The organism is Pseudoalteromonas sp. A601 (genome assembly GCF_002165575.1).
Taxonomy (GTDB): domain Bacteria; phylum Pseudomonadota; class Gammaproteobacteria; order Enterobacterales; family Alteromonadaceae; genus Pseudoalteromonas.
In genome coordinates, this window is the sequence record NZ_MXQF01000002.1 from 225,925 (window position 1) to 240,337 (window position 14,413).

Below are 14,413 nucleotides of genomic sequence, written 5' to 3' on the forward strand. Positions count from 1 at the left end.
ATCATGACCACACCCATTATTCAAATTAATAACTTACAAAAGCGCTTTGGAGAATATCAAGCCCTTCAAGGTTTAAGCTTGGCCGTACATCAAGGAGAGATTTTAGCGCTGCTTGGTCCTAATGGCGCAGGAAAAACAACCACCATTAATTGCCTGTTAGGTTTTTTACAACCTGATGCAGGTGAAATCAGCATTGCAGGGGTAAACCCACAACTCGATGTCGTAACAGCAAGGCAGCATTTAGCGTATATTCCCGAGCAAGTGGCTCTCTACCCTCGCCTTACTGGACTTGAGAATCTCGCCTATTTCAGCAAAGTGGCGAGCATCGAAAAAACCGATGACGAATTTCGTGCCCTACTCGCAGAAGTAAAACTACCAAGCCATGCTGTAGATAAGTCCGTTGCAACCTATTCAAAGGGAATGAGACAAAAAGTAGGGATCGCTATAGCACTTGCAAAAGAAGCTAAAGCATTGATTTTAGATGAACCAACTTCAGGCCTTGATCCATCAGCCAGCCATGAGTTTAGTCAACTCATACAATCACTAGCGAAGCAAGGTGTCGCAATTTTAATGGCGACCCACGACTTATACCGTGCTCAAGAGGATGCGCATCGCGTTGCAATTATTAATCAAGGGCAATTAGTCGACACGTTACTTTTCGAACAATTAAAAGAAGTCCAACTTGAATCTGTATACCTTAAACATATCAAGGTGGACGCCTAATGTTACAAAGTACTTTTAAAAAAGAATGGATCGATACTAAGCGGCAAGGTCAAGCACTCTGGCTAAGTGGCATTGCTGTTTTGTTATTATTACTGGCTTGTGTGACTGGTTTTAAGAGCCATCAAACCTATCAGCAAGCCGTAAACGAGGTATCTCAATCAGAGCAATTACGCTGGCTGAACCAAGGTGAGAAAGGCCCCCACTCTGCAGCTCATTACGGCATTTATGTCGTTAAGCCTACCACGCCACTGGCAGCACTCGATGATGGATTACAAGCTTACCAAGGAAATGTATTGAGGTTAGAGGCGCACATTCGTAACGATAGCTTATTTAGAAGCGCACAAGATAACTTGCCATTGTCGCGCTTTGGGAGCTTATCACCCGCCTTCGTGTTGCAAGTATTATTACCCTTATTGATCATTTTAATTGGCTACCCATTACTTGCACGGGAGCGTGAGCAAGGCACTTTAAAACAACTACTTGCAGCAGGTGCAAGCCCTGCAAAGTTGTTTTTTGCTAAATGTGCTTTGCTTTTCACACTTTCATGCCTGTTCTTGCTACCCGTTGCACTTTTTTTACTTTATAGCCAAACTGCAAACGAGGCGCCTTATACGCTAAGAAGTGCTCTATTTTTACTCTCTTATTTAATTTATCTATTACTTTGGTCATTGATCACTACGACACTCTCTAGCCTACTCCCTACGGCACGACGCACATTAATTACATTACTTACTATTTGGGCATTCACAACATTATTACTGCCAAAACTTGCAATGAATATTGCAACCACCTTGCATCCACAAGGGTCTGGTCAAACGTTTCAGGCAAAACTTGAAAGCGAGGTTTATACCGATGCACGCCTCGATGCGATTGAAAAATTTAAGCAGCAAACACTCGCCCAATATGGCGTTAGCCAAGTAGCAGACTTACCCTTCGATTATGCCGGAGCACAACTCCAATTTGGTGAACAATACGCCGACAAAATCTTTGATCGCTTATTTGAAGCCCGTTTAGAACAGCTTGAAGCACAGTCACAAAGCTACCAGTTGGCAGGGTTGTTAACACCCTTTATCGCAGTACAAACACTCTCGATGGCGACCGCAGCCACTGATTTTAGCCACCAGCAATCTTTTGAAAATGCAGCAGAGCAACATCGTCGTCTAATGCAAGAAGTCCTTAACTTTAATCAAAGAGATCATGGTCATAAGGCTGAAGGACATTACACCGCTGGAAAAGAGCTATGGCAGCAGATCCCTGAGTTTTCATATCAATATCCACGTTTTGCTCACTACCTGCCTCACTACGTTATTAGCATTATATGCCTTGGCTTTTGGCTGATTGTACTGGTGCTACTTAGTTTATTTGCAATTAAAAAGCTACGTTTAGAGGAACAAAGATGAAGCGCCTAATACTAGCCACTGAGCTTAAAAACCTATGGCGAGAGAAACTCGTACTCACACTTTTTCTTACCACCAGCGTGCTTGCACTCGTGGCATTCCTTAATGCCCATTATTTTGCTAATAAGCAGCGCGACGTAGTACTTGCTGCTCAACAAATGCAGCAACAAACAATTCAAAATGCTAAAGCAGGATTGCCCGAGAGGCTCGCAAGTACCGAAAATCATAAATGGTGGGAAGACCCGTACGACCTGCGCGGACAAGCTTTTTACTTGATGCAAAATTACGCTATTAAAACTCCGCTCGCAACGGCTCCTATCGCAACAGGACAAGCTGATGTATTACCGTATTATTTTAAAATGCTGATTAAAGAAAAGCAGCATATTGTTCATCAATATGATTATGTCCACCCGCTTTCACTGTTACTTGGTCAGTTCGACTTAAGCTTTGTAGTTATTTATTTACTGCCATTGCTCATTATTAGCATTTGTTTTAATGCTTTAGCGAGTGAACGCCAAGGCGGACAGTTAAGGTTACTAATGCTTCAAGGTGGCAGTGCCACGCATCTACTCACCTACCAATTACTACTACGAAGTGCGTTGATCGTAATGCCATTTTTACTCATAAGTAGCCTGCTTTTGGTTATCATAAGAGACCAGATAGGTGTTACTGAACTACTTAGCTATAACTTCATTGTACTGTGTTATTCTGGGTTTTGGATTGCTATAACAGCTTGGGTTAATAGCCGGGCCAAAAGTGCCGCAAACAATGCTGCGACTCTCGTTACCTGCTGGCTCGGCTTGGTGATTGTGGTTCCAGCTTTAGTCAATACAAGCATTGCTTTACTCGACCCAACGCCTTCACGTATTCACTATATAGATAGTCTTCGAGCAGCCAGCGATGACGCTCAAAAAGCGAGTGAAAAAACCTTAGCTCAGTATTTTCAAGACCACCCAGAGCTTGCAAAAAATGGCAGTGGCGCCAGTGATTACGCCACTAAAAAAATTGCAACAATAAACTCTGTTGAACGCGCAATGGAAGTTCAAGATGCACGCTTTTTAAACGCGCAGCAAGCACAACAACAAAGCGCCCAAAAACTACAGTATCTTTCCCCTGCGCTTATTGTCCAAACACTATTGGTTGATTTAGCTGGAAACGGTTTGACGCGTCATCACGCTTTTATGAGCGAAGTTGAAGCTCATCATCAAGCACTACAACGTTTCTTTGCCAATGAGATTGCCAAAGCCAATCAAAGAGGAGACTTTGCACCATGTGATGGTTGTAGCGCAAAGCCAACGCTCACGAATCTTGAGGATATACCTCAATTTAGCAGCGAATTTGCTACACCTGTGTACAGCTACACGCCATTAACCTGGTTGCTGCTACTAGCCGTTGGCCTTCTCCTTATAGCAAAACGTCGCGTCAACAAACTAGACAGTGCGAGTAACAAAGAGGTGCTAGTAGTATGAATTATCTATTTTTTAGATGACGAAGGGATTTGTATAGCCAGTTACCAAATAGTAACTGGCTATAAGGACACTTTTATATTCAACAGGAACTATTTATAACTTATTTTTAGCTCCATCAGGAGGTTGACCAATTTTTCCAGTAGTGGGGTTTGTTCATTGTCTCTATGATATGCAACAAACACATCCCGGGATGTGTGGGCCACATCTTCAACATGATAAAGCTCACCTGCCTTTAATTGCTCCCCAACAAGCAACTGAGGAATAAACGCACTGCCGCCGCATTTTAAAATTAAATCGAGTGCTATACGCCCTGTACTGGTTCTAAAATAAGGAGGTGCGTGGCCATTAAACTCACGTGCATGCCATAACGAAAAGGACGTTCCCCAATCAACATACACATACTGATTATCGAAAAAGTTTTCACTATTTGCAGCTTCAAAAGCACTAACAGGAATGATTGGTAATTCACATATTCGCTTAACAACAAGTTCATCAACCTTCGGAGGGTCGAACAGCACAGCAAGATCTAATGTACGCTCTAGTAATAAACGAGTGCTTTCTTGCTGAGCCTTAACTTCAGCCACAAGTGACACACCCGGCATCGCAGAGACAATATTAGTAATACCAAACTGCAAAAATGCATCCCAAACATTTGGGGTGCCTGCTAGGCTAATTTGCTTGTGCATATTATCTGCAAGCGCAACATCAACTTTAGCTCTTTGCATCCCGGTTATAATCATTTGTGCATGGGGTAATAAACGCTCGCCCGGAGCTGTTAATTGAATATTGTTACGCTGGCGAATAAACAGATTAACTCCAAGCCCTTGCTCTAATTGTCGGATCCTAAAACTCACCGCAGACTGAGTTATATATAAGTTTTCAGCCGCTTTACCAAAATGACGAGTACGCACTACTTCAACGAACGTTTTTAATAAATCTATATCCAATTATTTATCCTCACGATAAAAATTTTTTGTTTAATAAATTGCGCAACTTGATCCATACTCCTGCATGAAAATAGGGCATGAGGAAACAGCCATGAGCAATGATATTTCACTACTTCGCCAAGCGTTCGTTAGTCAGCGCCAGTTCTATGATGATCAAAACTTTCCGCGAGGTTTTGGCCGCAGCGGTAACTTTACTTTACTCGAAGCCAGTATTCTTGAACAACACGGTATTGTGCTAAAAGGTTTATACAATACAACCTTGGAACCTCAAAACGAAATTCAAGAACAATTTTTAGCTGTGATTACAGGAAATTTAGAGCCAAGTAACCCAATTGAAAGAGCATGGCTAAAGTATCTAAAATTAACAACTTGTAAAACCAAGTTTCATACTTTATTTGGTCGTTCAAAAATGTCGGGGCCCGTGCCGCGCAACCAAGATTATTATACTGAGTCTGACGGGATATAAAGTAAAACAAGCAATTTACATATAATGTAATTTGCTTTTTTGTGTATTACCAGTTACAACTTGTATAAGTTGTTTTTCTTATACAAGTTGTAAACAAGGTGTTGCGTGACACGAAAGATACTCATTATTGAAGATACGCCAACCATCGCCCGTGTTCAACAACATATCGCCATGAAGATTGGCTATGATGCCGACATAGCGGGCTCTCTGGCAGACGCACAGGACTTAATAAGTAAAAATAACTACTATTGCGCAGTGGTGGACTTTATTTTACCTGATGCGCCTAATGGTGAGGCCGTGCCATGTACTGTGGGAGCAGATATACCCACCATAGTAATGACGGGCAATATAGACTCTACCACGCGAGACACCGTTGAAAACTACCCTATCATTGATTACATCACTAAAGAAAATAAACAAGCCTATCATTATTTAGAAAAACAACTGCAACGCCTGCCACGCAATGAGAATGTTAAAGTACTCGTAGTTGATGACTCTGTTGCCACTCGCTTGCACATCTGTGAACTATTGAGGCGTCACAAATACCAAATCCTTCAAGCAAATAACGGTATTGAAGCGCTTGCTATGCTTGAAGAAACACCCGATATTGCCGTAATTATTACCGATAATGAAATGCCTAAAATGAATGGCGATGAATTATGTAGCGAAATCCGCCGGCGTTATAGTAATGATGAAAAAGCGATTATTGGCATTTCAGGTTCAGATGCACCCTACCTATCAGCTCGTTTTTTGAAGGGTGGAGCAAACGACTACCTCCGAAAACCATTTAATAACGAAGAGTTTTATTGTCGCTTAAGCCAAAACGTTGACATGCTTGAGCAAATAAACACCATTCGGCTACAAGCAAATACCGATTATTTAACTAAACTCCCTAATAGACGGTATTTTTTTGAAGAAGCAAGTAAATCACTGAAGCAACTTAAAAAACAGCAACTAACCTCAGCCATGGCCATGATTGATATTGATCATTTTAAAGCAATTAATGACACCTATGGTCATGATGCGGGTGATGAAGTACTCAAAGGGTTATCTATTTGCTTTGCAAAGCACTTTGAGCAACACTTGGTTGCTCGATTAGGTGGTGAAGAGTTTGCTATTTACTTTGCTGACACGAGCAAAAATAAAGCGATAAAACAGTTAGAAACATTCCGCCGTTTTATTGAAATAAACAGCCCTGAGTTTAGCAAAGAAAGAATCAAATTTACGATCTCTATTGGCCACGCTGAAGGGCCTGTCTATCAAATTGATGAATTATTAAAACAAGCCGATATAAAATTGTATGACGCCAAAGACACCGGCCGTAATAAAGTCGTTGCTTAAACAGGTTTGGTTGCGGTAAAGCTATTTTCACGCTTGCGCTTTTTTGATTGTCGGTATGAATCCCAACTAAAAATAGCTAATGCACTCCAGATACACGCAAATGTCACCACTCTTTCACTGCTAAATACTTCCCCATAAAACATCACAGCCAGCACAAACATTAAACTTGGTCCAATATATTGGAAGAAGCCCAAAGTTGTATACTGTAAGCGCTTAGCAGCCCCCGTAAAACAAAGCAGCGGTAATGTAGTAATAACACCAGCGCTGATCAACAATAGATTAGTATGCCACTCATTTAACATTAAGTTAGAGCTTGTAGAGGGGGTCATAAAGCCCCAATAAGCAATTGCAACAGGTAATAAAATTACCGCCTCGAGTAATAAGCCTGGCAAAGATTCTATTGGCAGTTTTTTGCGTAATAACCCGTATATAGCAAACGAACCTGCTAAAGAAAATGCAACAACAGGGAAAGAGCCAAAACTGATCAGTTGTATTGCCACACCGCTCAATGCTAAAGCTACTGCAACCCCCTGCCACTTACGTAGCTTCTCCCCTAAAAACACCATGCCAAGTAATACATTTAATAATGGGTTTATGTAGTAGCCTAAGCTTGCATCAAGCATATGATCGTTATTCACAGCCCAAATAAATAACCCCCAATTAAAGCCTAAGAGAGTTGCCGTCAAAGCTAACATTAATAATAATTTAGGCTGCTTTATAACGTGTTTAATTTTATGCCATTGCCTCATCACTGAGACAATTACAATAATAAATAGAACAGACCACACAACACGGTGCATGAGTATTTCAAATGCTGATATATGCTGTAACAGCTTAAAGTAGATAGGTGCAAGGCCCCACATAAAAAATGCTAAGCAGGCTAAAATAACGCCTTTACGTTGTTCAGGGTTAGTTGGCATAAAAATATTCTAAACATGAAAAAGGCGGCTAGTTTACTCCCCGAATAGGGTTTTATCCAACTAAATAAGTCCCAGTGCCGAATGCTATTTGCACCCCCTGTTCATTATGCAGTTCCATTCTACACACACATACCTTATTACCCGCACGAATAAGCTTAGCACTGGCTGTAAATTCAAGCCCTTTACCTGGACGCAAATAGTCGGTTCGCAAATCAATTGTGCCTAAGGTCGCCAACTTTTTTTGAATATTTAACACATCAATTTCTTCTAACTTGTCAATAATAGAAGCCGCCGCAAGCATGCCGCCGACATTATCAAGCACAGCAGAAATAACCCCTCCATGGAGTATTTTTTGAGTAGGGTTGCCAATAAAAATATCCTGCCATGGGAACGTAATTTGTGCTTGCTCAGAATCAAGTGATTTCACACTGATTTTTAAAAACTGATTAAACGGCATTTTTTCTACAAATACGTTTGCGACCTGGCTAATTAACATTGTTTTATTCATTATTATTGTCTGCCTTTCATAACTGGTAAGATGAGTAAAGCACAACTAAAAGAAAAGTGCGATAAAAAGCACCTATGCAAGGTCGTCTAAAAGCTCTAAAATAGGCGAGATGAATACACAAACTCCAACACCAAGTACTATAGTACGCAGTCCAGCAGCCATACTTAAGCAAGTTTTTGGTTATAGCGAATTTCGTGATGGCCAAGAAGCGGTTATAAATGCCGCGCTTAACGGCCAAGACTCTCTTGTACTGCTACCTACTGGTGGCGGAAAATCTGTGTGTTATCAAGTTCCCGCGCTAGCCCTCGATGGCTTAACAGTGGTTATTTCGCCATTAATATCTTTGATGCAAGATCAGGTTGCACAATTGCAAGCTCTCGGAGTTAAAGCTGCCTATGTCAACAACAGCCTTAATCGAGACGAACAACAGCAAATTTATCAGCAGTTACACAATGGTTTAATCAAGCTATTATATGTTGCTCCTGAAAAAGTTCTGCAAAGAGAGTTCTTAGAACGCCTCAATCACTTGAATATCAGTTTATTTGCAATCGATGAGGCACATTGTGTATCGCACTGGGGCCATGATTTTAGACCCCATTATTGCCGCCTAAGTGAACTAAAACAGCACTTTCCTGCGGTTCCAATGATGGCACTGACCGCGACCGCCGATAAAGCTACACGTTTTGATATAGTTCAACAATTAGGCCTGCAAGTCCCTTACATTCATACGGGAAGCTTTGATCGGCCAAACATTCGTTACACTATAGAAGAAAAGTTCAAACCTCTAGCACAGCTGCTTCGCTACTTAAAAGAGCAACAAAATCAAAGCGGAATTATTTATTGCACTAGTCGTAAACGGGTTGACGATATTGCCGAAAAACTGGCTGATGCGGGTTTAAATGCAGCCGCTTACCACGCAGGCATGAGTAATGAGCAACGCCAATTTGTGCAAACAGGCTTTGCCCGTGATGACATTCAAATCGTGGTTGCCACAGTTGCCTTTGGCATGGGCATCAACAAACCCAATGTACGTTTTGTATTGCATTACGACATTCCAAAAAGTATTGAAGCTTACTATCAAGAAACCGGCAGAGCTGGCCGTGATGGTCTTGCAGCAGAAGCTATTATGTATTTTGACCCAGCCGACATTGGCCGCGTTAGGCGTTTTTTTGAAGACATTGAAGATGAGCAACGCCGCCGAGTAGAAGAGCAACGCTTTAATGCGATGGCAAGCTTTGCTGAAGCCCCTACATGTAGGCGACAGATATTGCTTAACTACTTTAGCGAGTACCAACGTGAACAATGTGGAAACTGTGATATATGCTTAAATCCACCAAAAACATTTGATGGCACCCTTGTAGCTCAGCAAGCACTTTCTTGTGTTTACCGCGCTGAACAGCGCTTTGGCTTAGGGTACATAATTGAACTACTTCGCGGTGCGAATACCAGCCGAATTCGTGACAATAATCACCACCAACTTAGCACCTATGGCATAGGCAAAGATCGCAGTAGTGAGTTTTGGCTAAGTATATTACGCCAATTGATACATCAAGGCTTATTAAGCCAAGATATCACCCAAGGCTCAGCGCTTCGTTTGACCGAAGGCGCTCGTGCTGTTTTAAAAGGTGAATACGCTTTGCAAATGGCTGAACCGCGGCTGCAAGCTAAACATGTTTACCAAGATAAACTCGCGCAATTTAATTACGATAAAAAACTATTTGCTAAACTTCGAGCCTTGCGTAAGCAACTTGCTGATGACGATGATGTCCCGCCATATGTGGTATTTAACGATAAAACACTCGCTGAGATGGCACAGTTAATGCCGACTAATGACAGTGAGTTTTTAAAAGTGTCAGGTGTTGGCTTTACCAAACTTAATAAATACGGCAGTCCATTTTTAACAGCTATTCGCAACTACCTCGCACAGCCATAAAGAACGAGAAACACAATGACCGACTTTCAATTAGACAACCAGCATAACGCTATTATTGTCATCCCTAGTCAAATGCCAAACGACGACGATTTTGAGCTGTGGGCACATTTATTACTACATCTGCCAGAGCTTAAAATAGCTGAATTTGAAGCCGGTGCAGATCGCCATCAGTTACGTTTTAACTACGAACAGCAAAACTTCAATTTGAACTTTGAACATTATAGTAATAGTGTGTGGATAAACGGTGAAGGCACCGAAGCTGAGCATTTACTTGCGGCACTCACACATTACTTTCTTACAAATATGCAACAATGAACTAGACATACATAATTAGTTAGTGTGTAGTGTATACATACTAAAAATTCATGTTAAAGGGTTTAAATGGTCGTTAACTGGTATCGAAAAGCATTACTGCTTAGCTACTGTAGCATGGTTCTATTTAGCTCTTTTATAAGGGCTAGTTCTATCGAAACTAGCGGATGTAGTAATCAACGAACGGTTACCCCTGCAGAACAAAATTTGCGCCGCCAACTCGAAGGTGATGAGCGACTTCCGAAGAAAACAGCGAGTGCTAAAATAGCAAGTATCAATTTAGATCAGCTCAACGTATTCAATACCCAATTAGAAGCAGAAAACAACGCGCTGTTTAGATTCGCCAATCGCGTCCATATGACGACAGAACCAGATGTAATAAAAAATATATTGCTCTTTGAGCCAGGTGACGAATACCACCCCAAAAAGCTTTCAGAATCAGAGCGCCTTTTACGCAAGCAAAGCTACTTATACGATGCAGATATCAGTGCTGAACTTAACTGTGATGGCGACATAAATGTCAATGTTGCTACCCGTGACTTATGGACATTACTGCCAGAAATAAGCTTCAGTCGCAGTGGCGGGGAGAATAAATCCAGTATAGGCTTTAGAGAGTCTAATTTATTTGGTTGGGGTAAGCGCCTGTCTATCTCTCGCACCAGTGACGCTGATCGCGATGGCTATTTATTTGTGTATGACGACCCTAATATTTTCTCTAGCCGCTACCGTGGTCGTGTAGAGTATTCAGATAACGACGATGGAAAACGTCATCTATTAGAATTGACTTACCCCTTTTATTCAATTGATACACCTTATAGCTATGGCCTTGTTAGCTATTCAGATCAACGTATTGAATCTCTCTATAAACGTGGTGAAGTATTTAGTGAGTTTGACCAAAAAACCGATTACAACCAATTGCACTTTGGTCATTCAAAGCAATTAGGTAATAGTTGGACGCAACGTTTAAGTGTTGGCTACATTTTTGAAGAACACTCATTTAATGCCATACCAGCGACTCATACACCACTGGCCGAAAGCCGAGATTTGAGTTATCCCTATGTCAGCGGTCATTGGTTTGAAGATCATTTCATTAAAGTGCGCAATTTCGACAGCATTTACCGCACTGAAGATTTAAACCTCGGCTGGAATGTAAAAGGTTTAATAGGTTACTCCAGCGAAGAAATAAGCGACGACGATAGCCGTGCTGTGTATTCATTTAATGCTAAAAAAGCTCACTTTAGTGGTGACAACACCCTATGGCGTTTTTATGCTAGCCTGGATGGTTACTGGAACGAACAACAAGGAAAAGTCGAAAACCTGTTTGCCACCAGCCAAATGCAATATTATTTAAATACCAGTTTTGAGCAATCTTGGTACGCTAAAATACGTCTTGATTACGCAAAGAACCTTACACACGATAAACAGCTTAACTTAGGTGGCGATAACGGCTTGCGAGGTTACCCCCTTAATTACCAGCAAGGTGATCGAAGCTTTTTAATCAACTTGGAAAAACGCTATTACTGGGAATACGACTTACTGCAATTATTTAAGGTCGGTGGTGCTGCCTTTGTTGATATTGGACGCGCATGGTTCGAAGATAAACACAATGGCGTCAACGGACAAGTTTTAAAAAATGTAGGCTTGGGTCTCAGACTTGCGCCGAGCCGTGCAAATGCAGGCACAGTGATCCACTTAGATATAGCAGCTCCGATTGATAGAAATGATGATGTTGATTCTGTGCAATGGTTGGTAACTGTTAAAAACTCCTTTTAAAGGCTGCTAGAAAGGCTAAAATAACTTAACTGTGCAACTGATTTGGATAAACTGTGGAATTACTTGATATTCTTAGTATGCAATATAAATGGGTAGTAACCTTAGTTGCCTTATTAACCTTTCCTTTACTGTTAAAATTCACCAAAAAATTACTCGAAAAAACCATCAAAGGTAAAGTCGATGTACACCGTAAATACCGTGCAGAGCTACTACTAAAAATTATCTTAGCGATTGTGATGATTTGTTTAGTACTGGTATTTTGGGGCATTGAATTACGGGGCTTGTTAGTACTAGGCTCTTCATTGTTTGCAATGCTTGGCGTCGCTTTATTCGCTGCGTGGTCATTACTGAGTAATCTTACTTCATTTTTATTGATGTTTATTCAAAACGACTGTCGAGTGGGTTACTGGGTACGAGTCATTGATGGTGCTAACTTTGTTGAAGGCCGTATTGTTGAAATGGGCTTGATGAATGTTGTATTAGAACATATTGATGGCCATCGTGTTATTTACCCTAATAACCTATTTGTAACGCGCCCTGTTATGGTTTTAAACAAAGAGCCCAAACCGACGAAGCCCGCTGCAATAAAAAGAATCTTAGGCCCTAAAAAACCCTAAACTTAAAAAGCGCTTGTCAGTCACCCAACAAACGCCTTATTACAGCAGATTTAATTAATTATTTAGATCAGCTGTTTTTAATTCGTCATCCAAATCATTAATACCATCTATAAAGGTTTCGAGCTGCTGTTCAACTAAGCTATTTGCATGGGCAAAATAAGCAATATGAAACACCGCATCCCCTTCATTTACCAATGGCATTGTTTGCTGACCAATAATAATTCCACTACGCGGCGCTAGTAACTCTAGTTCAGAATCACCTAAAGGGCTGCTGATATAGGCCAAAATCTGCCCCTTAACAACTCGCTCACCCAGTGAAACTTGTGCACGTACAATACCGTCAACTTCTGCGCGCACCCAACTGGTTGAGCTTGCTATTATGGGATCAGGCAGCTTTTTCGCACGTTTCCCTCGAATCATTTTTAAATGACGCATCACATAATCGACCCCTTGCATACCTGCAGCAATCGCTATTGGGTCAAACCTAAGCGCCTCACCAGCTTCATAGGTAATAACCGGAATGCCCAAATTAGCCGCTTCACTGCGTAAAGACCCATTTCGCAAAGATGCATCAATTACCGCAGGGGTGCCAAACGCTTTGGCCATTTCAGCGGTCGCTTCATCACTTAAATTTGCTCTTATTTGCGGCAAATTAGTTCTGTGTATAGCGCCAGTATGCAGATCAATAATATGGGTGCAATGTACGGCCACTTGCGAGAAAAACATATGCGCCATACGACCCGCTAACGAACCGCGAATAGACCCTGGAAAACTGCGATTCATATCACGACGATCCGGTAAATAGCGTGACTTATGAATAAACCCAAACACGTTAACAATAGGCACAGCAATTAAGGTTCCACGTAATTGGCTGGCATCAATTTTAGCAAGTAACTGGCGTACAACTTCAACGCCATTTAGCTCATCACCATGTATGGCAGCACACACCATCAAAACAGGACCTTCTTGCACACCGTTGACTACTTCAATAGGGATATTCAACGGCGAGTGGGTATAAAGCTTTGCCGCTTCTAATGCCAGCGTCTTGCGCTCTCCTACTCCGACCGTTTCACCTAATAAAGAGAAAGCACTATTAATTTTAACCTTTGCCACGTGTTGCGGTCCCTTTTGTTGCAGCGGCTTTTTCAATAAAATCGATCACCATGCCTGCAATATCTTTACCCGTTGCGACTTCAATTCCCTCAAGGCCAGGAGATGAGTTTACCTCCATCACTAACGGACCACGAGATGAGCGCAGTAAATCAACCCCAGCAACATTTAGACCCATTGCTTTAGCAGCAGCAACCGCTGTTTTACGCTCTTCGGGCGAAATACGAACCAAAGTAGCGCTACCACCACGGTGTAAGTTTGAACGGAATTCACCTTCTTGCGCTTGGCGTTTCATTGCGGCGATTACTTTGTCACCCAATACAAAGCAGCGAATATCCGCGCCGCCGGCTTCTTTAATGTATTCTTGCACCATGATATTCGCTTTTAACCCCATAAATGCTTCAATCACACTTTCAGCTGCTTTACGCGTTTCGGCTAATACAACACCAATGCCTTGTGTACCTTCTAATAGCTTAATCACCACTGGCGCACCACCAACCATTTCAAGTAAGTCTTTTACGTCATCAGGCTTACTAGCAAACCCTGTTACCGGCATGCCAACACCTTTACGTGATAATAACTGTAATGAGCGCAATTTATCGCGTGAACGTGAAATAGCCACAGATTCATTTACTGGGAAAACATTCATCATTTCAAACTGACGTAAAACAGCACAACCATAAAATGTAACCGATGCACCAATACGCGGAACAATCGCATCAAAATCTTTTAAATTTTCACCACGATAATGGATCTCCGGTTGCTCTGAGTTAATATTCATATAGCAACGCAATGCATCTATGACTTTTACTTCATGGCCACGTTGCTCTGCCGCCTCGATTAAACGGCGCGTTGAATACAAATTTCTGTTACGAGATAAAATACCAATTTTCATAG

At 41.6% G+C, this 14,413-nt stretch carries 14 protein-coding genes; 9 read left to right on the forward strand and 5 right to left on the reverse strand.

The genetic code is table 11. The annotated features are described in order from the left end of the window. Nucleotides 1–3 precede the first annotated feature (3 nt). The 3 genes from B5G52_RS02530 to B5G52_RS02540 are packed head-to-tail and all read left to right on the forward strand — an operon-like array spanning nucleotide 4 to nucleotide 3,589. Nucleotides 4–723 carry an ABC transporter ATP-binding protein gene (locus B5G52_RS02530; protein WP_087531128.1) on the forward strand — a complete coding sequence of 240 codons (720 nt, stop codon included), beginning with the start codon at nucleotides 4–6 and terminating at the stop codon, nucleotides 721–723. Then, nucleotides 723–2,123: a DUF3526 domain-containing protein gene (locus B5G52_RS02535; protein ID WP_087531129.1), complete on the forward strand. Its 1,401-nt coding sequence runs from the start codon at nucleotides 723–725 to the stop codon at nucleotides 2,121–2,123. Before B5G52_RS02530 ends, B5G52_RS02535 begins: the two co-directional genes overlap by 1 nt. Further along, nucleotides 2,120–3,589, forward strand: coding sequence for a DUF3526 domain-containing protein (locus B5G52_RS02540; protein WP_087531130.1), 1,470 nt, complete (start codon nucleotides 2,120–2,122; stop codon nucleotides 3,587–3,589). The genes B5G52_RS02535 and B5G52_RS02540 overlap by 4 nt, the downstream gene beginning before the upstream one ends. An 89-nt stretch (nucleotides 3,590–3,678) precedes the next feature. Here B5G52_RS02540 and B5G52_RS02545 read toward each other — a convergent pair whose 3' ends face one another. Continuing rightward, nucleotides 3,679–4,536, reverse strand: coding sequence for a LysR family transcriptional regulator (locus tag B5G52_RS02545; RefSeq protein WP_087531131.1), 858 nt, complete (start codon nucleotides 4,534–4,536; stop codon nucleotides 3,679–3,681). Nucleotides 4,537–4,627: 91 nt separating this feature from the next. Here B5G52_RS02545 and B5G52_RS02550 point away from each other — a divergent pair, with 91 nt between their 5' ends. Both B5G52_RS02550 and B5G52_RS02555 read left to right on the forward strand, forming a co-directional pair. After that, nucleotides 4,628–5,002, forward strand: a complete 375-nt coding sequence (locus B5G52_RS02550) for a DUF413 domain-containing protein (protein WP_087531132.1) — start codon at nucleotides 4,628–4,630, stop codon at nucleotides 5,000–5,002. Nucleotides 5,003–5,107: 105 nt separating this feature from the next. Further along, entirely contained in the window at nucleotides 5,108–6,343 is a 1,236-nt protein-coding gene (locus B5G52_RS02555; RefSeq protein ID WP_087531133.1) for a response regulator, read from the forward strand. On the opposite strand, the gene rarD is transcribed toward B5G52_RS02555, so the two are convergent. Together rarD and B5G52_RS02565 are read right to left on the reverse strand one after the other, a co-directional pair. Then, nucleotides 6,340–7,263: an EamA family transporter RarD gene (rarD, locus tag B5G52_RS02560; RefSeq protein WP_087531134.1), complete on the reverse strand. Its 924-nt coding sequence runs from the start codon at nucleotides 7,261–7,263 to the stop codon at nucleotides 6,340–6,342. The two genes, B5G52_RS02555 and rarD, sit on opposite strands and share 4 nt — an antisense overlap. A 52-nt stretch (nucleotides 7,264–7,315) precedes the next feature. Beyond that, nucleotides 7,316–7,771, reverse strand: coding sequence for a thioesterase family protein (locus B5G52_RS02565; protein WP_176372483.1), 456 nt, complete (start codon nucleotides 7,769–7,771; stop codon nucleotides 7,316–7,318). A gap of 109 nt (nucleotides 7,772–7,880) precedes the next feature. On the opposite strand from B5G52_RS02565, the gene recQ reads away from it, so the two are divergent. The 4 genes from recQ to B5G52_RS02585 all read left to right on the forward strand — a co-directional run bounded on the left by recQ (nucleotide 7,881) and on the right by B5G52_RS02585 (nucleotide 12,406). Continuing rightward, complete coding sequence (recQ, locus tag B5G52_RS02570; RefSeq protein ID WP_087531135.1) at nucleotides 7,881–9,704, forward strand: DNA helicase RecQ; 1,824 nt, start codon at nucleotides 7,881–7,883, stop codon at nucleotides 9,702–9,704. Between the two features lie 15 nt (nucleotides 9,705–9,719). After that, complete coding sequence (locus tag B5G52_RS02575) at nucleotides 9,720–10,019, forward strand: DUF3630 family protein (protein ID WP_087531136.1); 300 nt, start codon at nucleotides 9,720–9,722, stop codon at nucleotides 10,017–10,019. 114 nt (nucleotides 10,020–10,133) lie between these two features. Next, the gene (locus B5G52_RS02580; protein WP_087531187.1) at nucleotides 10,134–11,789 is read left to right on the forward strand and encodes a BamA/TamA family outer membrane protein; all 1,656 of its coding nucleotides are present in this window, start codon (nucleotides 10,134–10,136) and stop codon (nucleotides 11,787–11,789) included. 53 nt (nucleotides 11,790–11,842) lie between these two features. Further along, entirely contained in the window at nucleotides 11,843–12,406 is a 564-nt protein-coding gene (locus B5G52_RS02585) for a mechanosensitive ion channel domain-containing protein (RefSeq protein WP_254911131.1), read from the forward strand. 54 nt (nucleotides 12,407–12,460) lie between these two features. Here the strand turns inward: B5G52_RS02585 and B5G52_RS02590 are convergent, their stop codons facing one another. Further along, a complete protein-coding gene (locus B5G52_RS02590) occupies nucleotides 12,461–13,519 on the reverse strand; it encodes a succinylglutamate desuccinylase/aspartoacylase family protein (protein WP_087531137.1) in 1,059 nt (352 codons plus the stop codon). After that, entirely contained in the window at nucleotides 13,506–14,411 is a 906-nt protein-coding gene (gene rimK / locus B5G52_RS02595; RefSeq protein WP_087531138.1) for a 30S ribosomal protein S6--L-glutamate ligase, read from the reverse strand. The genes B5G52_RS02590 and rimK overlap by 14 nt, the downstream gene beginning before the upstream one ends. Nucleotides 14,412–14,413 lie beyond the last annotated feature (2 nt).